The organism is Rubrobacter sp. M3-4 (genome assembly GCF_059772285.1).
Map to the genome: position 1 here is coordinate 204,018 of NZ_JCBAJP010000004.1, position 20,102 is coordinate 224,119.

General features: G+C 66.9%; 23 protein-coding genes and 2 tRNA genes. 18 read left to right on the forward strand and 7 right to left on the reverse strand.

Translation table 11 applies throughout. The annotated features are described in order from the left end of the window. The first annotated feature begins 44 nt into the window (after positions 1–44). A complete protein-coding gene (locus AC6EKW_RS06485) occupies positions 45–2,306 on the forward strand; it encodes a transglycosylase domain-containing protein (RefSeq protein ID WP_498513964.1) in 2,262 nt (753 codons plus the stop codon). A 34-nt stretch (positions 2,307–2,340) separates the two neighbouring features. Here the strand turns inward: AC6EKW_RS06485 and AC6EKW_RS06490 are convergent, their stop codons facing one another. Together AC6EKW_RS06490 and AC6EKW_RS06495 are read right to left on the reverse strand one after the other, a co-directional pair. Further along, positions 2,341–3,135 (reverse strand): inositol monophosphatase family protein, encoded by a 795-nt coding sequence (locus tag AC6EKW_RS06490; RefSeq protein WP_273887900.1) that lies wholly within the window; start codon positions 3,133–3,135, stop codon positions 2,341–2,343. Beyond that, positions 3,119–4,213: a sigma-70 family RNA polymerase sigma factor gene (locus AC6EKW_RS06495; protein WP_273887901.1), complete on the reverse strand. Its 1,095-nt coding sequence runs from the start codon at positions 4,211–4,213 to the stop codon at positions 3,119–3,121. The genes AC6EKW_RS06490 and AC6EKW_RS06495 overlap by 17 nt, the downstream gene beginning before the upstream one ends. A gap of 225 nt (positions 4,214–4,438) precedes the next feature. On the opposite strand from AC6EKW_RS06495, the gene AC6EKW_RS06500 reads away from it, so the two are divergent. The 7 genes from AC6EKW_RS06500 (at position 4,439) to pyrF (ending at position 8,451) form a co-directional block, all read left to right on the forward strand. Further along, a complete protein-coding gene (locus tag AC6EKW_RS06500) occupies positions 4,439–5,896 on the forward strand; it encodes a UDP-N-acetylmuramoyl-L-alanyl-D-glutamate--2,6-diaminopimelate ligase (protein WP_273887958.1) in 1,458 nt (485 codons plus the stop codon). Between the two features lie 3 nt (positions 5,897–5,899). Then, positions 5,900–6,160 carry a metal-sensitive transcriptional regulator gene (locus AC6EKW_RS06505; RefSeq protein WP_273887902.1) on the forward strand — a complete coding sequence of 87 codons (261 nt, stop codon included), beginning with the start codon at positions 5,900–5,902 and terminating at the stop codon, positions 6,158–6,160. A gap of 6 nt (positions 6,161–6,166) precedes the next feature. After that, positions 6,167–6,370, forward strand: coding sequence for a hypothetical protein (locus AC6EKW_RS06510; RefSeq protein WP_273887903.1), 204 nt, complete (start codon positions 6,167–6,169; stop codon positions 6,368–6,370). Between the two features lie 32 nt (positions 6,371–6,402). Continuing rightward, positions 6,403–6,690: a hypothetical protein gene (locus tag AC6EKW_RS06515; RefSeq protein ID WP_273887905.1), complete on the forward strand. Its 288-nt coding sequence runs from the start codon at positions 6,403–6,405 to the stop codon at positions 6,688–6,690. Continuing rightward, positions 6,683–7,201, forward strand: coding sequence for an orotate phosphoribosyltransferase (gene pyrE, locus AC6EKW_RS06520; protein WP_273887906.1), 519 nt, complete (start codon positions 6,683–6,685; stop codon positions 7,199–7,201). The genes AC6EKW_RS06515 and pyrE overlap by 8 nt, the downstream gene beginning before the upstream one ends. An 82-nt stretch (positions 7,202–7,283) precedes the next feature. Continuing rightward, positions 7,284–7,556, forward strand: coding sequence for an HU family DNA-binding protein (locus AC6EKW_RS06525; protein ID WP_273887907.1), 273 nt, complete (start codon positions 7,284–7,286; stop codon positions 7,554–7,556). 43 nt (positions 7,557–7,599) lie between these two features. After that, positions 7,600–8,451, forward strand: a complete 852-nt coding sequence (gene pyrF / locus AC6EKW_RS06530) for an orotidine-5'-phosphate decarboxylase (RefSeq protein ID WP_273887908.1) — start codon at positions 7,600–7,602, stop codon at positions 8,449–8,451. Between the two features lie 138 nt (positions 8,452–8,589). Here the strand turns inward: pyrF and AC6EKW_RS06535 are convergent, their stop codons facing one another. After that, positions 8,590–9,126, reverse strand: coding sequence for a peroxiredoxin family protein (locus AC6EKW_RS06535; RefSeq protein ID WP_273887909.1), 537 nt, complete (start codon positions 9,124–9,126; stop codon positions 8,590–8,592). Between the two features lie 125 nt (positions 9,127–9,251). Here AC6EKW_RS06535 and AC6EKW_RS06540 point away from each other — a divergent pair, with 125 nt between their 5' ends. The 6 genes from AC6EKW_RS06540 (at position 9,252) to AC6EKW_RS06565 (ending at position 13,467) form a co-directional block, all read left to right on the forward strand. Then, complete coding sequence (locus AC6EKW_RS06540) at positions 9,252–10,382, forward strand: D-alanyl-D-alanine carboxypeptidase family protein (RefSeq protein WP_273887910.1); 1,131 nt, start codon at positions 9,252–9,254, stop codon at positions 10,380–10,382. Between the two features lie 46 nt (positions 10,383–10,428). Next, a complete protein-coding gene (locus tag AC6EKW_RS06545) occupies positions 10,429–11,391 on the forward strand; it encodes a 1-phosphofructokinase family hexose kinase (protein ID WP_273887911.1) in 963 nt (320 codons plus the stop codon). A 71-nt stretch (positions 11,392–11,462) separates the two neighbouring features. After that, a complete protein-coding gene (gene trxA / locus AC6EKW_RS06550) occupies positions 11,463–11,777 on the forward strand; it encodes a thioredoxin (RefSeq protein ID WP_273887913.1) in 315 nt (104 codons plus the stop codon). 105 nt (positions 11,778–11,882) lie between these two features. Next, on the forward strand, positions 11,883–12,152 hold the full coding sequence (groES, locus tag AC6EKW_RS06555) for a co-chaperone GroES (RefSeq protein WP_273841963.1): 270 nt from the start codon (positions 11,883–11,885) through the stop codon (positions 12,150–12,152). A gap of 129 nt (positions 12,153–12,281) precedes the next feature. Further along, a complete protein-coding gene (locus AC6EKW_RS06560; protein ID WP_498513965.1) occupies positions 12,282–13,352 on the forward strand; it encodes an N-acetylmuramoyl-L-alanine amidase in 1,071 nt (356 codons plus the stop codon). 41 nt (positions 13,353–13,393) lie between these two features. Next, positions 13,394–13,467: transfer RNA gene (locus AC6EKW_RS06565), tRNA-Pro, on the forward strand. 11 nt (positions 13,468–13,478) lie between these two features. Here AC6EKW_RS06565 and AC6EKW_RS06570 read toward each other — a convergent pair. Further along, positions 13,479–15,371 (reverse strand): ABC-F family ATP-binding cassette domain-containing protein, encoded by a 1,893-nt coding sequence (locus tag AC6EKW_RS06570; RefSeq protein ID WP_273887915.1) that lies wholly within the window; start codon positions 15,369–15,371, stop codon positions 13,479–13,481. Between AC6EKW_RS06570 and AC6EKW_RS06575 the strand changes: the two genes are divergently transcribed. Both AC6EKW_RS06575 and AC6EKW_RS06580 read left to right on the forward strand, forming a co-directional pair. Next, on the forward strand, positions 15,370–16,173 hold the full coding sequence (locus tag AC6EKW_RS06575) for a class I SAM-dependent methyltransferase (protein WP_498513966.1): 804 nt from the start codon (positions 15,370–15,372) through the stop codon (positions 16,171–16,173). The two genes, AC6EKW_RS06570 and AC6EKW_RS06575, sit on opposite strands and share 2 nt — an antisense overlap. A gap of 144 nt (positions 16,174–16,317) precedes the next feature. Continuing rightward, positions 16,318–17,376, forward strand: a complete 1,059-nt coding sequence (locus tag AC6EKW_RS06580; protein ID WP_498513967.1) for a right-handed parallel beta-helix repeat-containing protein — start codon at positions 16,318–16,320, stop codon at positions 17,374–17,376. Between the two features lie 37 nt (positions 17,377–17,413). Here the strand turns inward: AC6EKW_RS06580 and dtd are convergent, their stop codons facing one another. Genes dtd through AC6EKW_RS06595 form a run of 3 tightly spaced genes read right to left on the reverse strand, consistent with a single transcriptional unit; the run spans position 17,414 to position 18,987 of the window. After that, positions 17,414–17,854: a D-aminoacyl-tRNA deacylase gene (gene dtd, locus AC6EKW_RS06585; protein WP_498513968.1), complete on the reverse strand. Its 441-nt coding sequence runs from the start codon at positions 17,852–17,854 to the stop codon at positions 17,414–17,416. Continuing rightward, positions 17,851–18,249, reverse strand: a complete 399-nt coding sequence (locus AC6EKW_RS06590) for a DUF2203 domain-containing protein (protein WP_498513969.1) — start codon at positions 18,247–18,249, stop codon at positions 17,851–17,853. Before AC6EKW_RS06590 ends, dtd begins: the two co-directional genes overlap by 4 nt. A 6-nt stretch (positions 18,250–18,255) precedes the next feature. Next, positions 18,256–18,987, reverse strand: a complete 732-nt coding sequence (locus AC6EKW_RS06595; protein WP_273887922.1) for a metallophosphoesterase family protein — start codon at positions 18,985–18,987, stop codon at positions 18,256–18,258. 93 nt (positions 18,988–19,080) lie between these two features. Here AC6EKW_RS06595 and AC6EKW_RS06600 point away from each other — a divergent pair. Further along, a tRNA-Arg gene (locus AC6EKW_RS06600) sits at positions 19,081–19,153 on the forward strand. 119 nt (positions 19,154–19,272) lie between these two features. Continuing rightward, on the forward strand, positions 19,273–20,097 hold the full coding sequence (locus AC6EKW_RS06605; protein ID WP_498513970.1) for an aldo/keto reductase: 825 nt from the start codon (positions 19,273–19,275) through the stop codon (positions 20,095–20,097). Positions 20,098–20,102 lie beyond the last annotated feature (5 nt).

A 20,102-nucleotide genomic window follows, 5' to 3' on the forward strand; every position in this document is an offset into this window, starting at 1 on the left:
TCTCTTTCGGGACGCCTCTGCCTCTCCTGTATAATAGCCCTCCCATGCTCGGTGGCGGATTCACGCGGCGCAGACGCAGGAGGAAGGAGCGGGGCAGGTTCTGGCGCAGGGTCAGAACGCTCGTCGTCCTCTTCTGTTGCGCCTGCGTGCTCGGGGTGGCGGCCTTCACCACGGCCTTCGCCTACACCTACTTCCGGGTCGCGAAGAGCCTGCCGCGCCTGAGCGACTACAAATCCATCCAGCTCGCCCAGACCTCCACCGTCTACGACAGGAACGGGCACGTCGTCGACGAGCTCTATGGTACCCAGAACCGCTACGTGGTCCCGCTCGACCGGATGAGCCCGCACCTCAGGCGCGCCGTCGTCGCCATAGAGGACCACCGCTTCTACGAGCACGGCGGGCTGGACTTCGAGGCCATCGCCCGGGCCGCCGAGACGGACATCGCCACCCTCTCGATCAGGGAGGGCGGCTCGACGATAACCCAGCAGCTCATAAAGAACACCTACATCTCCCCCAAGGAGCGGTACGTGCCGAGCTTCCAGCGCAAGATAGAGGAGGCGGCGCTGGCCTGGCAGTACGACAAGAAGCACTCCAAGCACGAGATCCTCGAGGAATACCTCAACACCGTCTACTTCGGGGAGAACGCCTACGGGGCGGAGGCCGCCGCCCGCACCTACTTCGACGAGCACGCGAGCCAGCTCACCCTCCCGCAGGCCGCTCTGCTCGCCGGCATCATAAACCTCCCTACCGCATACGATCCCTACATACACCCCAAAGAGGCCCTCAAGAGGCGCAACGTCGTGTTGGACAAGATGCTGCAGTACGGTTACATAACCAAACAGCAGCACGATAGGGCCGTGAAGACCCCCATAGAGCTCCGGCGGGGCACGGTCAAGTCGAGAAAAGACGACCAGTACTTCCTCGACGCCGTGCGCCGGGAGCTCGCGAGGAGATTCGGGGACAAGATGATCTACGGCGGGGGGCTCAAGATCTACACCACGCTGGATCAGAACCTCCAGAAGGCGGCCACCGACGCGGTGAAGGAGACCCTGAACCCTTCGGCCGGCGACCCTTCGGCGGCGCTGGTCTCCGTCGACCCGTCGACCGGCGCGGTCCGGGCGCTGGTCGGCGGCAGCGACTACAGCAAGGTCAAGTTCAACCTAGCGACCCAGGCGCACCGGCAGCCGGGGAGCTCGTTCAAGGTCTTCGACCTCGCCACGGCGATCCACCAGGGGATCTCCCCGAAGACCATGTACGTCTCCAAGAACCTCGACATCCCGATGCCCCCCGGATCGAAGCAACCCTATTACCACGTCGAGAACTACGGCGGCATCCAGCGCGGACCCATAACCATCGAGAAGGCCACCGAGCAGTCGGACAACACGGTCTTCGTCCAGCTCGCGCTCGATGTTGGAATGAAGAACATAGTCGCGATGGCGCATAAGATGGGGATAACCAGCAAGCTCGACACCTACCCCTCGGCGGCGATCGGCGGACTCACCTACGGGGTCACGCCGCTCGAGATGGCCTCGGCCTACTCGACGCTCGCCAACCATGGGGTGCACATGAAACCCTACCTCATCCAGAAGGTCACCCGCGAGGAGAACGGCCGTCAGGTCGTCCTCTACCGCCACAAGCCCAAGAGTAACCGGGCGCTCTCGCGCGACGAGGCGGCAGCGGTGACGCAGGTTCTCGAGAAGGTCGTGCAGAAGGGTACCCCGAGCTACTACCACAACCTCGACGCCGAGATCGGACGCCCCTCGGCGGGCAAGACCGGGACGACCGAGAACTTCGTCGACGCGTGGTACGTGGGGTACATCCCGCAGCTCTCCACGAGCGTCTGGGTGGGTTATCCCAAGAGGCGCAAGCCGATGGTGAACATAGACGGGCTCTCGGTGGTGAACGGCGAGAACTTCCCGCTGGATATCTGGTCACGCTACATGCAGGTTGCCGTGCGGCAGTTCCCACGGGTCATCCCGTTCGACACCCCGAGTTCGTCCTTCCACCTCGAGGTGAAGAAGAACGGACACGCCTACGTCCCGCCCCGGAAGCCGAAGAAGCACGGGTCCACGAGCGAGAGCAAAGGAACTACCTCGTCGACGGCTTCCCGGACGGGGGGAGGGGCGAGCCCCTCGCGCTCCGGCGCGGCGCCTTCTCCCGCCCGGACTCCGCAAAAAACGGTGGCTGCACCTTCCCAGGGCGGGGGAGTTCCCGCTCCTTCCCAGCAGCAGACCTTCCCTTCCCTGCAGGGCGGCAGCCTCTTCGGCAAAAACGGAATCTTCGGGGGCAACCTCTTCGGACACTAGGAAGGAGCCTCCTCGAAGGCCTATCCCTCGCTTCTCAGGCGTTCAGGGTGTCCAGTATCTCCTCGTGCAACAGGCCGTTGGTCGCCAGAAGGCCATCCGAACCCAGCGTCCAGGGCCGGCCGCTCAGATCGGTGGCCCTCCCCCCGGCCTCGGAGACCAGCAGCGCGGTCGGCGCGTAGTCCCAGAGGGTGTTGCGGGTGCCGATCGAGGCGTCGAGGTGCCCGGCGGCGAGCCAGGCGCCTCGGATGCCGGCGCTACCCAGGGCCCTTATCTGCCAGCAGGCGTCGAGGACCTTCTGCAGGCCGTCCCTGTACGGCCCCCGCTTGACCGGCAGGGAGAGGTCGACGCCGACGAAGGCGTACTCCAGGGAGCCCGCTCCTCCGACCGAGAGGCGCATCCTCTCGCCCCCGACATCGCAGAATGCACCCCCGCCGAGGCTTGCGTGATAGAGCCTTCCGAGGAGCGGGACGGCGACGGCGGTGTGGGTGACCCGGCCTCCCTCGACGACCGAGACGCAGCAACAGAACAGCGGGTTGGCGCGGGAGAAGTTGGCGGTGCCGTCGAGCGGGTCCAAAAGCCAACCGCGTCCCTCCTCGGGAACCTCACCTCCGCGTTCCTCCGAGAGGATGGCATCCTCCGGGTAGCGCTCCTCGATGCGCGAGACGAGGAGCCGCTCGCACATGAGGTCCACCTCGGTCACTACGTCCCTGGGCGCCTTCTCCCGCACCTCGCCCGGACGCTCGTAGCGGGAGAGCTGGAGCTCTCCCGCCTGTCGAGCTATCTCGCAGACGAAGTCGTGCAGCCCGGGGCCGCTACCTGAGATACTCACGCAGGTTCTGGGTGCGGCGCTGCTCGCGCAGCAGGTTGAGGGTCTTCATCTGGATCTGACGCACCCGCTCGCGCGTGATGTCGAACTCGCGGCCGACCTCCTCCAGGGTGCGCGGACGGTCGTCCTTCATCCCGAAGCGCAGCTCGATGATCTGACGTTCCCGCTCCGGGAGCTCGTTGAGGGCCTCGCGCAGCTGCGCCTTCAGGAGCGACTCGCTGACCGCGTCGGTGGGGGCCGTGCAGCTCTGGTCCTCGAGGAAGTCGCCGAGCTCCGAGGAGTCCTCTTCTCCCACCGGGGTCTCCAGGCTTATCGCCTTCTGGCTTATCTCCTGCAACCGGAGGATCTCCTCGACCTCCACCCCGAGCTCCCGGGCTATCTCCTCGTCGGTGGGCTCGCGCCCCAGCGCCTGGGTCATCCTGCGGTGGGTGCGGTGGTATTTGTTGACCTTCTCGACCATGTGCACCGGGATGCGGATGGTGCGGCCCTTGTCCGCTATCGCCCGCGTGATGGCCTGCCTGATCCACCAGGTCGCGTACGTGGAGAACTTGTAGCCCTTGGTGTGGTCGAACTTCTCCGCCGCCCGGATGAGCCCGAGGTTGCCCTCCTGGATGAGGTCCAGGAAGGAGACCCCCCGGTTGCGGTACTTCTTCGCTATCGAGACGACGAGGCGGAGGTTGGCCTCGACCAGCTTGTCCTTGGATTTTTTGCAGCCCCGCGCGATACCTTTGGCAAGCCTTATCTCGTCCGCGTGGGTGAGCAGCGGCACCCGGCCTATCTCGGCCAGGTACATCCGGATCGAATCCCCCGTGGCGACCGCCTGCGCCAGCTGCGCCGCAGGGTTGTTGTCGGGGCTTTTGATGTCCGCCTCCCGACCCTCGGGAGAGTCGTCCTCACCCTCTACTACGGCTATCGACTCCTCCTCGAGCGTCGCGTATAGCTCCTCGACCTCGGACGCCGAGAGGTCGCCTTCGTGGAGTAAGTCGGCGATCTCCTCCGTGCTGACGAACCCTTGACTCCTACCGCGGCTTAGGAGTTCGTCGGTCCTCTCATTCAGCATGGTGGCGTTCTCGGTCGTCATCCATCTCCTCTCCTGTCTCGGGGCCGCCAGGCTGCCACGGCCACTTTGACTGCCCGAAGAAGCATCCATGGATCGCTGTTACATTTCTGTAACACAACTCGATTAGGTTAACACAGCGCACCGGTGCAGTCACCTCATCGGACGATTTTTGTCCCGCGGGCCAGAGGTCGGACTTCGCGGGGTCGGGTGGGTATGTCGGGCCGGGCTCCTGCTAAACTACCGGCGATGTTCGTGGAGAGTGGACGTCTGGCCCGCATACTGGGCACGAGTATACCCGAGGGCGTGCGGGGTGTGGAGGGGGTGACGCACGACTCCCGGCGGGTGCGGGAGGGGTATGCGTTCGTGGCGGTGCCGGGTTTCAAGCAGGATGGGCTGCGGTTCGTCCCGGAGGCTTTGAGGCGGGGGGCCGCGCTCGTAGTCGCGGAGCGGCCGGTAGAGGGGGCCCCGGTGGCGGTGGTGCCGGATGCGCGGGAGGCGCTCGCCGCTCTGGCCTGTGCGGTCTGCGGGGATCCTTCGCGCGGGCTCGAGGTGTACGGCATAACCGGGACCAACGGCAAGACGACGACCTCCTACATGCTGTACGAGATCCTCGCGGCCCGGTTCGGGGAAGACACCTGTGGGCTCATGGGGACGGCGGGGACGCTCGTTGGTGGGGAGGAGGCCTATTCCGGGCGCACGACGCCCGAGGCCCCGGAGGTGCAGGGGACGCTCGCGGAGATGGTGCGGCGGGGGATCCGGCGGGTCGTCATGGAGGTCTCCTCGCACGGGATCGCGCTCAAGAGGGTTTGGGGGACGCGTTTTTCCGGTGCGATCTTCACCAACCTCAGCCGGGATCATCTCGACCTGCACGGCACGATGGAGGAGTACTACAGGACCAAGCGCAAGCTCTTCTTCTGGGCTGAGGGGCCCAGGGTCGTCGGCGTCTCGGACGGTTGGGGCCGGCGTCTGGCCTCCGAGATCGAGGGGTCGAAGACCTTCGGGGTGGATCCTGATGCCGACTACCGGGTCGGGGAGGTGCGTGAGGAGGGCGGAGGGAGCTCGTTCGTGCTGCGCGGGCCACGGGGGGTGGGGAGGCTCCGGATCCCGCTCCCCGGCGGCTACAACGTACTCAACGCGGCCGGGGCCGCGGCTTTTGCGCTCGAGATCGGGGTCGGGTTCGAGACGGTGGCGCGGGCGCTCGAAGGGATGCGCCAGGTTCCGGGCAGGCTCGAGCGGGTGCCGAATCCTCTCGGGTTCGAGGTCGTCGTGGACTACGCGCACACCGAGGTGGGGCTGGAGGAGCTGCTCGGGACGGTGCGCCCGATGGCCCGTGGACGGGTGATCTGCGTCTTCGGGGCCGCGGGCGAGCGCGACAGGGCGAAGCGGCCGCTCATGGGCGAGGTCGCCTCCAGGCTCGCCGACTGGAGCGTGATCACCACCGACGACGCCTACTCGGAGGACCCGCGTGAGATAGCCGAGGATGTCGCGGCCGGGGCCGATCCGGGGCGGACGGAGATCGTGCTCGACCGTCGGGAGGCGATACGCCGGGCGCTCGAGGCGGCCCGACCGGGGGACGTCGTCGTGGTGGCCGGCAAGGGGCACGAGCGGGTGCAGCATCTCCCCGAGGGGGACGTGCCGTTCCACGATGCGACCGTGGTGAGGGAGCTTCTGGCTGAAATCGGCGGCCGGGAGGAGGCTGGATAGGGGATGCAGAAGGAGGCGAAGGCCGAGGTGCTGCGGCGCCTGAAGAGCGTCGAGGGGCACGTGCGAGGGGTGGAGAAGATGGTCGAGGAGGGGGAGGCGACCTATGCGGAGATCGTGCAGCAGACCAACGCCATCTTCTCTGCCATCCGCAGGATAAACACGCTCCTGCTCAAGGACTTCGTCGAGGAGCGGGCCGGCCGGGAGGGAGCCTCTGAGGAGCTCATCACGGACCTCGTGAAGGCCATAGACCGGGTGACCAGGTAGCGTACGGTGGGGCCGAGAGGTCTACTCTCCCTGTTCGCGGCGCTCGTCCCGCTGCTCGTGGCTCTCGCGGGGGTTGCCTCTTTCTTCCTGCTCCGGGCCGGATACGGCATCCTTGTCGGAGGGCTCGTACCTTTCGCCGGACTTCTCTTGATGGTCGTCTTGCTCGGCTTGCTCTTCGCCCGGGCCGCCGGAAGAGGCGGGAGAGGATAGTCCGGGGGGCGTGTTGTATAGTCTTTCAGGTCATGGATCGGGATAGAGAAGAGACGCGAACCGAGGATCTCGAGGAGAAAGTCTCCCGTCTCGAGCGCCTCGCCGGCAGGCTCGAGGAGGCTCCCGCGGAGGAGGTCTCCGGGATACTGGACCACGCCCTGAGCCTCCTGGAGGAGGTCGGGAGCGGGATAGAGGAGAGGCTCGGGGAGCTGGAGAGGAACGAGCGAGAGGTCGGCAGGGTCCTCGAGGAAGTGGACTTCGGGCCGCTCGATGAGGCGCTGCGGGAGCTGGAGCGTCGTCCGGAGGACGAGGATGGATGATCTCGCCGCGCGCGTGCGGGAGGCCGCGCTGCTGGAGGGGGAATTCGTGCTCTCCAGCGGCAAGAAGAGCCGATTCTACGTCGACAAGTACCTCTTCTCCACCGACCCGGAGCTGCTCGGGGAGATCGCCCGACGGCTCGTCGGACGAATCCCGCCCGGCGTCCGGCGGCTCGCTGGGGTGGAGCTCGGCGCCGTGCCGCTGGTAGTGGCGGCTTCCCTGCAGAGCGGGCTTCCCTACGTAATCGTCCGCCGTTCCGGGAAGGAGTACGGGACGGGCAGGGAGGTCGAGGGCCGGCTGCGGGAGGGGGAGGACGTCGTGCTGCTGGAGGACGTCGTGACCACGGGGGCGCAGGCTCTCGCCGCGGCGGAGAAGCTGAGCGCGCTGGGTTGCCAGGTGGAGAAGATCGTCGCGGTGCTCGACCGCAGGGAACGCCCCGCGGCGACCCTGGGGCGTTTTCGTTTCGAATCCCTGCTTAAGATGAGCGATCTCGGGGTAGATATGGCGGTTTGAGACGGGTATACCTCTCTGGTATAGTCCGCAAGATGTAGCCGATGGTAGCAAGAGAAGCGAAGAGGAAAGGGAGGACCGGGAGATGAACAAGACCCAGCTCATCCAGGAGATCGCAGAGCGGGCCAACGGCTCTCGAAGCGAGGCCCAGAGGTTCTTCGACGCCTTCACCGAGGTGATCACCTCCGAGCTCAAGAAGGGGTCCGAGGTCCAGATCACCGGGTTCGGCAAGTTCTACGTGCAGGAGAGGGCTGCCCGGCAGGGGGTGAACCCGCAGACGCAGCAGAAGATCAACATCCCCGCCTCCAAGGTACCGAAGTTCACCGCCGGCAACGCCCTCAAGGAGGCGATCAAGTAGCGCATTATTCCGGAGGCGCCTCCGCCGCGCTCCCGGTGGTGCGTTGGAAGCGCTGACCGAGTCCGCCCGGCGCAGGCGCAGCCCGCTCGTCGTAGGGCTCGACCCCATGCCGGGCAGGCTACCCGCTCCGCTTCGCTCTCTGGAGGAGGACGAGGTGGAGCGGACGAGGGAATTCTGTCTCGGTGTCCTGGAGGCGGTGGCGGAGGAGGCGGCGGCGATCAAGCTGCAGGCCGCCTGCTACGAGCGCCTCGGGCCGGAGGGCATGCGGGTCTACCGGGAGCTCATCGAAGCTTCGGGGGGGCTCGGGCTTCCGGTCATAGCGGACGTCAAGCGCGGCGACATAGGGGAGGTGGCCGCGGCCTACGCGGAGGCGCACCTGGAGGTCTACGGCGCCTCGTGTGTGACGGTGAACCCGTACATGGGCGAGGATGCGGTCGTCCCGTTTCTCGAGAAGGTGCGGGAGCTCGGGCGCGGGGGCGGTGTGTTCGTGCTCGTGGCGACCTCCAACCCCTCGGCCGCCGGCGTACAGTCGTCGACGAACCCCCCGCTCTTCGAGGTTGCGGCCCGGCTGGTGGAGAGGCTGGGGTTAGATCAGGGGGGACACCCGGATGCCGGGGCCGTCGTCGGGGCTACGCGGCCGGAGGTCGGGAAGAGGGTGCGCGAGCTTCTGCCGGAGCACCTGTTTCTGGTCCCGGGGTACGGTGCACAGGGGGGAGGTGTGCGGGAGGTCGTTCCTCTGCTGGACGAGAGGGGATCGGGCGTGCTGGTGAACAGCAGCCGCGGCGTACTCTACGCCTACGAGGGGAGACCTGATCTAGACTGGAAAGATGCCGCACGCGAAGCGGCGAGGTGGGCGCGAGAGGATCTCCTCTCCGGTGGTGTGCGTGCGGGGTAGGGGCATCCGCTAGGCGGTGAAGATGTCCACCAGGGCGGCTATCGTCACCGCTATGGTGAGTATGGCGACGATGGCACCGAGGATCTGAACCGCGCTCTCTCTCGACATCTCCTTTCGACCTCCCTCTCTCGTCGTTTTTCAGCGTTTCTCCGGGGGCCTGGCGTCTTTCCCGGAGGTCATTTCCTTCAGGTCGCGGGCGAGTATTCGGGTGTTTTCCTCGTAGTATCCGTTTTGCACGAGGATTATTCTACCGTCGTGGATCAGGAACAGCCTCGGCACCCGCTTGACGTTGTACATGGATGAGAGCCTGCCGCCACCGTCGGTCAGGACCGTGTAGGGCGTGTCGTGGGTGGTGGGCGCGTCTCCTATATACACCGCGGCGAAAGTGACCCTGGTCCCGTCGAACCTGCGGGCGAGCCGGGTGAAGCTCCGGCGGGCCTGCGAGGATTGAGCGTCCAGCGAGTCCCAGAAGACCAGGACGTAGGTGCCGCGTCGGGTGAGCCTGAACGGCCGGCCCGAGACGCTCTTCGCCGTGAAGGTCGGGGCCTTCTGCCCCGCGTCCGGCGCCGGTTGCGGCAGCGTGAGCGTGCCGGTGGCCGTCTCCGCACCGGCGAAGAGCCTGTAGATGGCTGCCACGACTATCACCACGATGACGACGGCGAGAAAGCGTCTCATGCCGGGCGGATGTAAGGCTCGGAGAAGCAGCGCATGACGCCGCGATTATACTTGTCTGCCGGGGGCCTTGTCGCCCGCCGGGGAGACATGGGGCCCGGAGAGAGCGGGAGGTGCTCGGGAGGTATATGCCCTGTAGGTGGATCGTCACCGTGTTTGCGGCCGTGGTCTTCCTGGTGGGGGGCGCGACCGTCGCGCACGCCGCCGTCCATCCGCCGGCGGTGCACGCGAAAGCCTGGGTTCTCGTCGATCTTCGGAGCGGTCGTTATCTCGCCGGCAAAGACCAGAACCTCAGGCTTCCGATGGCCTCCACGACCAAGATCATGGACGCCATCCTCGCGCTCGGGGCGGGTCATCTCGACCGGAAGGTGACCGTCTCCCGGCGAGCCGCCGCGTACGCGAGAGCCCCGTACAGCAACGCCGGGCTCGCGGTGGGGGAGAGGTTGACGCGGAGGGAACTGCTGGAGGCCGCGCTCATCCCGTCCGCCGATGACGCCGCGTACGCGCTGGCCCAGTCGCTCGGCGGAGGAAGCACGAAGAGGTTCGTGGCCGAGATGAACGAGGAGGCGGGGAGGATCGGGCTGCACGACACCCACTTCGAGAACCCGATAGGCCTCGACCAGGAAGGGCACTACACCAGCGCCCGCGACCTGGCGAAGATGACCCGGGTCGCCTGGCGTCATCCGCTCTTTCGGCGGATCGTCGGGACGGGCTACACCACGTTGCGGGTCGGGGGCAGGGAGATACCGCTCGTCAACACCAACCGGCTCCTCTTCGATTACCCGGGGGCCGAGGGCGTCAAGACCGGCACCACGCCGAAGGCCGGTGATTGCCTCGTCGCCGCGGCGCGGCGCGGCGACGAGTCCTACCTGGTCGTGCTGCTCGACGATGGTGAGCGTTTCCCGGACGCGGCCAGCCTCCTCGACTACGCCTTCGCGCACTACGATCACAGGGTGCTCGTGCGGGCTGGCCGGGAGTACGCCAGCGTGGGGGTTCCGTACCGCAGGGGCGAGAAGGTGAAGCTTCTCGCCGGGCGTAGCGTCTCCTACACGGTCGGTGAAGGGGACGGGATCGAACGCAGGGTGCACGTGCGCGAGAAGCTCCCGGACGCGGTGCGCAGGGGTGAGAAGCTCGGCGAGGTCACGGTCGAAGTCGACGGCAGGATCGTGGGCAGGAGCCCACTGGTCGCCGGACGCGGATACGCCGCCGCGCACTGGTGGCAGAAGTTATGGTATACAGTTCGGGGGATCTTCGGATAGGGATGAGGCCTGTTCTGGAAGAGAGACCGAAGGGTACGGGTGCGCCATGATCCTGACCGTGAACTTGAATGCTGCTGTGGACCGCACGCTCGTCGTGCCCAACCTCACGCTCGGACACCGGCACAGGGCCCAGGAAGAGATAGCCCTCGCCGGCGGCAAAGGTATAAACGTCGCGCGGGGACTCAGGGGGCTCGGGGTGCCGGTGCTGGTCACCGGGTTCGCCGGCGGGCGCAACGGGGACGCCATACGCGACGGGCTCTCCGAGGCGGCGATCCCCTTCGATCTGGTCGAGATAGCCGGAAACTCCCGCACCTCCACCGCGCTCATCGATCCGACGGGTGGCACGCAGACCGAGATAAACGAGCACGGCCCCTCGATAAAGCCCGAGGAGGCCCGGGAGTTCGTCCGACGCTTCGAGCACCTGATGGAGTACGCGACGGCCGTCGTCTTCGCCGGGAGCCTGCCGCGTGATCTGGAGGCCGGGTACCTCGTGGATCTGCTGCACCGGGCGAGGGAACGGGGGCTCTACACGGTCGTGGACTCCACGCCGACGGTCCTCCAGGCGGCGCTCAAGGCGAACCCGGCGCTCGTCAGCCCCAACCAGGGGGAGGCGGAGAGCGTGGTCGGCTTCGACTTCATAGAGGAAGAGGACTTCCCCAGGGGGCTCACCCGGCTCTCGGAACTCGGAGCGCAAGCGGCGTGCATAACCTCGCCCGATGGTTACTCGTACGCCCGATTCATGGATGGGACGGTGCTCTGCGCCCGGGCTCCGAAGGTCGAAGCGCTCTCGACCATCGGCAGCGGGGACGCCTATCTCGCCGGGCTCCTGGCCGGGCTTCTGCACCGCAGGCTGCCGGAGACCGAGGCTATAAAACTGGCCGCCGGGTGTGCCGCTGCGAACGTGGAGACCCTCGGGGCGGGTGTTTTCGAGCCGCGTCGGGCCGAAGAGCTCGCCGATGAGGTGCGCGTCGAGGCCATCGGCAGCTTCGAGGCGGGCAGTGTGCGGTAGGGGGCTTCGGGGGGCGTGCTAGAATCCTCTCGCCCGAGGAGAGACGAAAGACAGGAGGTGTTACGCAGAGCATGGCGGTCAAGGAGATAACCGATTCGACCTTCGAAGAGGAGGTCCTCAAGAGCGACAAGCCGGTAATAGTGGACTTCTGGGCCCCGTGGTGCGCGCCCTGCCGCCGCGTCTCACCGGTGCTGGAAGAGTTCTCCGAGAGCCGCGACGACGTGCGCTTCGTCAAGGTGAACGTCGACGACAATCCGAATGCGGCCATGAGCTACAACGTCTCGAGCATCCCGACGATCATACGCTTCGAGAACGGCAGGGCGACGAGGAAGGCCATAGGGGCGCTGCCCAAGCGGCAGCTCTCCGAGCAGCTCGGGCTCGATTGAACAGCGCGGGCGCTGCGGCTAAAATTTCCGCTTGAGAAATCCGGAGGCCGCAGATTCCCCGGGCCTTCGTGGGTGGCAAGCCTCAGATGGAGAAGGAGGTAAGAGATGAAGTTCAAACCGCTAGGTGAGCGTGCCCTGGTCAAGCTCGTCGAGCGCGAGGAGAAGACCGAATCCGGCATCGTGCTCCCCGACACGGCCAAGGAGAAGCCGCAGACCGCCGAGGTGGTGGCCGTCGGCGAGTTCGAGGACGGGGTAAAGGTCAACCCGGGAGACGTGGTCGTCTTCGCCAAGTACTCCGGCACCGAGATCAAACTCGACGGCGAGGAGTACATGATCCTGGATGCCGACGACATCCTCGGGGTGGTGGAGGACTGAGAGAAGGCGAAGAGCCGCCCTTCCGGGCGGTCTTCCGGGGGCCGGGCATCTTCCGCGCCGGGGTGCCCGGCCCCTTTCCCGTCCGGAGAGCTCTTCGGCTCGCTACAGGGGGGAGGCTGGATCAGGGCCGTGCAGGTGCTACGCAGGGGAGATCGGGGCCGGGAGGTGGTGGACCTTCAGACCCGGCTCAACGCTCTCGGGTATGACCTCGGCGACCGGGGCATAGACGGGGTCTTCCGGGAGGAGACCGAGCTCGCGGTCAAGTCCTTCCAGCGTGAGGTGGGCATAGAGGCCGACGGCGTCGTCGGCCGGATCACCTGGCGGGAACTCGTGGAGGCGGGGTACCGTCCTGGGAGCCGTCTGCTCTATCTGCGTCAGCCGCCCCTCAGGGGCGCGGACGTCGCCGAGCTGCAGCGGATGCTCAACGACCTGGGCTTCGATCCAGGGGCGGTAAACGGCCTCTTCGACCAGCGTACGGCGCGTGCCGTGCTCGATTTCCAGAGAAACGCCGGACTCGAGGTGGACGGTGTGGTGGACGAGAAGGTCTTCCGCGTCCTCTACACCTACTCGAGCCAGACGCTCGGTACCTACCAGATCCCCGACAAGAACGACGGATACTTCCCGGACGACCTGTTCGACGGCGCGATCGTGGTGGACGCCGCCCACGGCGGGGAGGATGCCGGGTACGTGTGCCCGGACGGGTTCTCGGAGGCGGAGCTGAACCTGGCCGTGGCGCGGGAGCTCGCCCGGATCCTCCCGGCGCGGGAGGTGATCCTGACCCGCAGCGAGGACGTCTACGTCTCCCCGGAGGACCGGGCGTATCTGGCGAATTCCTCGGGGGCGAAGATGGTTCTCTCCATCCACCACGCCCACCACCACACCCCTTCGGCCCGTGGTACGGCCACGTTCTACTTCGAGCGGATGGGCTACCGCTCCCACCGGGGCAGGATGGCCGCGACCTACGTCCAGCGCGGGATCTGCCGGGCCCTCGGCACCTGCGACATCGGGGAGTTCGGCCGCTCCTACGACATCCTGCGCGAGACGAACATCCCGGCGGTCATGGTCGAGCCGCTCTTTCTCACGAACCCGAGGGAGCTGGAGATGGCCCGCGATCCTTCCTACCCGGAGACCCTCGCCCGGGCGATGACCGAGGCCCTCGAGCTCTACGCCAGCCGGGATAGAGGGTTCATCGCCGTCTGAGGCTGAAAGGGTGGTTTTCGCTGGTATAATACCTGCTCAGTCGGGACGTAGCGCAGCCTGGTAGCGCGCCTCGTTCGGGACGAGGAGGTCGGAGGTTCAAATCCTCTCGTCCCGACTTCTTTTTGCTTATATCCCCGCCTCTTCGGCTTCGGCCATGAGCTCCTCCCAGTCCGCGTAGAGCCCTTCGAGCGTGCTCTTGAGCTGGCGGTGCTCGGTAACGAGCCGGCGCGAGCGCTCGCCGTCGGAGTAGAGTTCTGATGTGGCGAGCTCCTTCTCCAGGCGGTTTATGCGGCGCTCGGTTGCGTCTATCTCGCCCTCGACGGCGACGAGCCGGGTGGCGAGGACGTTCTGCTTCCGGTCCATGCCCGGGCGCAGGCGCCGTCGGGTCTTCTTCGAGGAGTCCTTCGCGTCGAGGCGGCGGTGGGAGAGGTAGTAACCGTAGCCGCCGGGGTAGCTCCGGAGGGTGCGGCCCTCGAGCTCGACGATGCGGGTCGCGATCCTGCGCAGGAAGTAGCGGTCGTGCGAGACGAAGAGGATCGTCCCCCGGTAGTCGAGCAGCGCCTCCTCCAGGGCTTCGCGGGCGGGGATGTCGAGGTCGTTGGTCGGCTCGTCGAGGAGCAGGAAGTTGGCGTCGCTCGCGACGATCTCGGCGAGGGAGAGCAGGCTCTTCTGCCCGCCGGAGAGGACCGCGACCTTCCTGAAGACGTCGTCGCCGGAGAAGAGGAAGGCGCCGAGCAGGTCGCGGGCGTCCGCAGGGTCGAGGCCGGTGGCGTCCCGCAGCTCGTCGAGCACGGTCTTCCCCGGGTCGAGCCGGGCGAGCTGCTGGTCCTGGTAGGCCGGGATGACGTTGTGCCCGAGGCGTACGGTGCCCGAGAGCGGCTCGAGCTCGCCCGAGGCGAGGCGCATGATCGTGCTCTTGCCGGTCCCGTTGGGGCCGAGGAGCGCCACCCGCTCGCCGCGCTCGACGACGAGGTCGATCTCTTCGAGGAGCATCTCCTGTTCATCCTCGTGCCGGTAGCGCACGTCCTCCATCTCCAGGACGACGCGTCCGGCGCGCACCCTCTCGCCCCCGAGGTCGAGATGGACCTTCTTCTGGCGGGTGGAGGGGACCTCTATCTTCTCCATCCTCTCCAGGAGCTTCTGCTTGCTCTTGGCCTGGCTCGCCTTGCGGGCCTTGGCCCGGTTCTTTTCGATGAAGCGCTCAAGCTGCGCCCTTCTCTCCTCGTTGGCCCTGGCCTTGCGGGCGAGCTGTTCGGTTCGGGCCCGCTTCTGGGCGACGTACTCCGAATAGCCGCCGGTGTAGCGCGTGATCCTGCCGTCCTCGAGCTCGAGGATGGAGGTTACGACGTTGTCCAGGAAGTAGCGGTCGTGGGAGACGACGAGCACGGCCGAGCGGGTGTTCTTGATGAACCCCTCGAGCCACTCTATCGCCCCGAGGTCGAGGTGGTTGGTCGGCTCGTCGAGCAGGATGAGATCCGGCTCGGAGAGCAGGAGGCGTGCGAGGGCGATGCGGCTCTGCTCCCCACCGGAGAAGGATCCGGCCGGGCGCTTCCAGTCCTCCGGCTCGAAGCCGAGCGAGGAGAGCGCCGAGGCCGCCCGCGCCCGGTACTCGTAGCCCCCGTCGCGCTCGAACTCGGCCTGCAGTCGTCCGTAGCGCTCGAGCAGGGCCTCGGAGGGGGCTTCGGAGATCAAACGCTCCAGCTCCGCGAGCTCTTCTTCGCGGCGGATCAGGGGCTCGAAGGCCGAGAGCATCTCTTCCTCGACGGGCCTTCGCCCGCGCTCGCCGGCGTAGAGCTGTTGCGGGGTCATCCCCACGACGGCCCCGCCGACGAGCTCGACGCTCCCCGCGTCGGGCTCCTCCCGGCCGCCGAGGATGTTCAGGAGCGTCGTCTTGCCGGCGCCGTTGCGCCCGACGAGGCCGACCTTCTCCCCGGACTCCACGGCGAGGGAGGCCCCGGAGAGGACCTTCACCTCGCCGCCGTGGTACTTTACGAGATCCCTTGCGACAATCACCTTCATGCCGCAGAGATTATACAAAGGTGACCCGCTCTCCCCGGACGAGCGCGACGAGCTGGAGTGCGACCTGATCTCTTTCTGCGACCGCGAGCTGGACCTGCTCGGGGACGTCGGGGGTTTCCGCGTCCTCTACGCGGGAGGGGCATCCCCGCTCTGGATCGAAGGCCTCGCCCGGCGCGTCGGATCCGGCGGGAGCCTCACCGCGCTCGAGGCGGACCCGGAGAGGATCGAGGCGGCCCGTACCCTGCTCCCGCAGGCGGAAGTCCCCTGCCCCGTGCGCCTCGTCCGTGGGGACGTCTTCGACCCGCCCTTCGCCGGAGAGACCTTCGACCTCGTCTACTCCGCCGGGCTCTTCCACGAGCTCGACGTGGGGAGAAGACCGGCCAGCGAGGCCCTCCGCGCCCTCGCCCGCGTGACGCGCCCCGGCGGGCGGGTCGCGACGAGCGATTTCGTGGACAAAGTGCCCGCGACGCAGCTCGAGGACGAGAACCTCCAGCGCCTCGCCGCCCGCGAGCGCTCGGGCGCCGTGCTCTACGGCATCGGCCCGCCCGGGCGTCTGATCTCGCTGCACGAGGCCGTCCTCGCGCGCGTTCGCTGGCGGATCTCGCCGCCTTTCCGCATCCGGCACCTCGAGAAGCTCGTCCTGCGGGAGCTCTGCGATCCCGCCGGCCCCTACCCGGCCCTCGCCCGCTCTCACCCCGGGCGGATCGAAGCCCTCCGCCAGCGTATCCTGCGCGAAGGGTACACCCGACCGGCCACCCTCTACGTCGAGGGCACCGTCTCGACGGAAGTTTGTAAAAAATAGACCATATGGGGGATGTGCCGCGCCCGTACCTCCTGCAACATCGGTTGCAGGAAGGCCGGAGAAAGGCTTCGGGTGGAAGGAGGTGAGGGAGGCTGTCGTTGGGCTCGTATCTCCGGCTGCTGACTACGGGAGAAGGAAGGAGTCATGAGGGTTCGTATAAAACTTCTCGTCGCCTCGATCTTCGCCGTATTGCTGGCGTCCGCCGCCGTGGCGGGCGTCGTGCTGGCGAAGAGCCCGGCCCGTTCCGGGACGGTGTTCGTCGGTCCCGGGCAGTCGATACAGGCTGCGGTAAACCACGCCCGGCCGGGCACGACCATCATCGTACGCGGCACCCACCGCGAGAGCGTGGTGATCCGCAAGGATGGGTTGCGGCTGTTGGGTCGGCACGCCGTGATAAGACCGCCCGCCAGGCCGGGTCCGTGCGGCTCCGTAGGTCTCTGCGTCCTCGGGGACGTGAACCCCGCTACCGGACAGGTCGCGGGCTACGTGAGCGGCGTCGGCATCTTTGGTTTCACGGTCCGCGACTTCGATGAGTTCGGGATCTTCGCCCTCGGCGCCAGGGACGCCACGTTCATGCACAACCGCGCCGTGGACAACGGCGAGTACGGCATCGCGGCGTTCGACTCGACCGGGACGCGGATGATCTCCAACACCACGAGCGGCTCCACCGGGGAGGCCGGGCTCTACGTCGGCGACTCGCCGCACGCGAACGCGACGGTGGTGGGCAACGATTCCTACGGCAACGAGTTCGGTATCCTGGTCCGCAACGCCACCCACGGCAGGATCGCGGGCAACGATTTCCACGACAACTGCCTGGGTGCGCTCTTCCTGGCCGACGAGCCGGGACCGGCCGGCGCGTTCAGGATGGTCGGCAATAAGGTACAGAACAACTCGCGCTCGTGTCCGGCGCACGAGGAGATACCGGACATCTCCGGGGTCGGCGTCGCGATCCTCGGCGCGCACGACGTGAGCCTCGCCGGCAACTCGATCACCGGCAACGTCGCCTCGGGTTCGAGCATTGTCAGGGGTGGGGTCGTCGTGGTGCGTGGTCTCGGCGGGACGCCGCCGAAGGACAACTCCGTCGTCGGCAACACGATAGTGCGCAACGGGCCGGATATCTTCTGGGATGGCTCTGGGTCGGGCAACCGGTTCGTCGGCAACCGGTGCAACACCAGCGTTCCGGGGGGGCTGTGCAGGAGGTAGGTTTACCTGAAGGAGAGCCGCCGCCCGGCGGCTCTCCTCATCGGTCGAGGACTATGGTGACGGGACCGTCGTTCACGAGCGCGACCTCCATCACCGCGCCGAAGACGCCTCTCTTCACCGTCCCCACCCCGGCCTCACGCAGCTTCTCGCAGAAGTATTCGAAGAGCGGCTCTGCCTCCTCCGGCCGGGCCGCCCGCACGAAGCTCGGCCTCTTGCCCCGGCTGGTGTCGGCGAGCAGGGTGAACTGGGAGACGGCGAGGATCTCGCCGCCGGTGTCCTTCACGCTCAGGTTCATCTTTCCCGCCTCGTCGCCGAAGATGCGCAGACCCGCTATCTTCCCTGCGAGCCAGTCGGCCTGGGGTTCTCCGTCCCCTTCGGCGACCCCCACCAGCAGGAGCAGGCCGCGTCCGATCTCTGCGACCTTCTCCCCGCCGACCGAGACCGAGGCCTCCCTGACCCGCTGCAGGACTACCCTCACAGCTCCGAGATGGGCCTGCGGCCCCGGTAGCCATCCTCGACCTCGTGCCAGTAGCGCACGCTCTCCTCTCTGGGGTGCCAGCAGAGGAAGACCAGCTCCCCGCCTCGCTCGCAGGGGAAGTCCATGATCCCCGCGTCGAGGTCCTTGAGCATGACGCCCAGCTCCCGGATCCGCTCCATGCTCCTGTAGAGCCCGTGGGCCTCCGCCAGGTACTCCGAGGCGGCCCTGCTCCCGCTGTCGGCTGGGGCGTTCTCCATCACCTCCTCCACCTGGAGGTTCCTGTCGCGCATCGCGTCCCGGTGTCTTGCGACCTCGGCGAAGAGCTCCCTGAGCCGGGGCAGGAGCCCGTTCGCCTCCTCCACGGTGAACAGTTTGATGAAGCGGTCCTCACCCATCCTGCCCTAACGGCCGACGGCGAGCCTCTCCGCCAGCACCTCCGGGAGCCCGGCCCTGCGGATCCTCTCCTGCGCGCCCTCGATGTCGTACTCGACGAACCGGTAGGTGACGCACGGACCTCCCTCCCCCTCCTCCACGAGCACGTACGAGGCGAAGGTGTCCCCGTCGCGCGGCTGGCCGACGGAGCCCGGGTTGACCAGATAGGGACCGTGCGATCCCAGGTCCAGCCACTTCTCGCCGGAGACGGATCCGTTCGGGGCCGGGGCTATCGCCTTGACGTGGGTGTGGCCGAAGAAGCACACCTCCACCTCCGGGTGGTCCCGGCGCAGTATCTCCAGGTTCTCGCTCGCGGTGACGCCGTTTAGGATGTACTCGTCGGGGTCGCGTATCGAACCGTGCACGAACATGGCGTCGTGGTGCCGCATCGTCCTCGGCCGCGAAAGGAGGAAGGCGGCGTTGTCTTTCCTCAGCTGGCCCCGGGTCCAGATCACCGCCGCGGCCGCGACCGGGTTGAACCAGGCGAGGTCCGTGCTCAGATCGGTCACCGCGAGGTCGTGGTTGCCGGTGATGAGCGGCATCCCGGCCTCGCGCACGATGTCGCAGCACTCGTTGGGGCTCGCCCCGTAGCCTATGACGTCCCCGAGGCAGAAGACCCGCTCCACACCCTCGGGCATGTCGTCCAGCACGGCCTCGAGCGCCTCCAGGTTGGCGTGGATGTCCGAGATCACCGCGTACATGACCCGATCCGGGCTAGTTTACCCGTTTAGCGGCCGCTTAACAAAGCGATTGAAGAAGAAAGGCTCTCCTGATAGCATATCTAGCTGGTTCGTGGGCCTGTAGCTCAGGGGATAGAGCAACGGTTTCCGGGGCCGTGTGTCGCAGGTTCGAATCCTGCCAGGCCCGCTTCTCCCGGTATCTTCGTTCACCCCTCGCTCCGAGACTCCTGTTATCCGCCCGGGTTCTGCGGGTAAGAGATCGTGGGACGCCGACCGGTGATATCTGATGGGAGGTTTTCGAGCGGTATGCAGAAGGTAAAGGCGAACGGAGCGGAGATACCTATCCTCGGTTTCGGAACCTACCGGCTCCCGGAAGGGGATGCCGAACGGATGGTCTTGCACGCGCTCGGCGTCGGCTACAGGCACGTCGACACCGCGCAGATGTACGGCAACGAGGCCGGTGTCGGCCGGGCGCTGGAATCTTCGGGGGTCGGCAGGGAGGAGGTCTTCCTCACCACCAAGGTCTGGCCGGACCGCTTCAGGCACGACGACCTGCTGAACTCGGTGGACGAGAGCCTCCGGAGATTGCGCACGGAGTACGTGGACCTCCTGCTCCTGCACTGGCCCAACCCCGAGGTGCCGCTCGAGGAGACGATCGGGGCCCTGAACGAGGTGCGATCCGCGGGGAAGACGCGGCACATCGGGGTCAGCAACTTCACGACGAAGCTCGTCGAGCGGGCCGTCTCCCTGAGCGAGGCGCCGCTCGTCACCGACCAGGTCGAGTACCATCCGTATCTGGACCAGTCGAAGCTGCTCGGGAAGCTGCGCTCCGAGGGGATGGCGCTCACGGCCTACAGCCCGCTCGCGAAGGGGCGGGTGCAGGAGGACGAGACGCTGCGCGAGATCGGAAGCTCCCACGGCAAGAGCCCGGGGCAGGTGGCGCTGCGGTGGTTGATCCAGCAGGAGGGGGTCGTCGCCATCCCGAAGACCGCGAACCCGGGGCGGGCCGAGGAGAACTTCGACATCTTCGACTTCGAGCTCTCCCAGGAGGAGATGGAGAGGATCTCGTCCCTCGCCCGTCCCGACGGGCGGATCACCAGCCCGGCCGGGCTCGCGCCCGAGTGGGACTGAAGAGG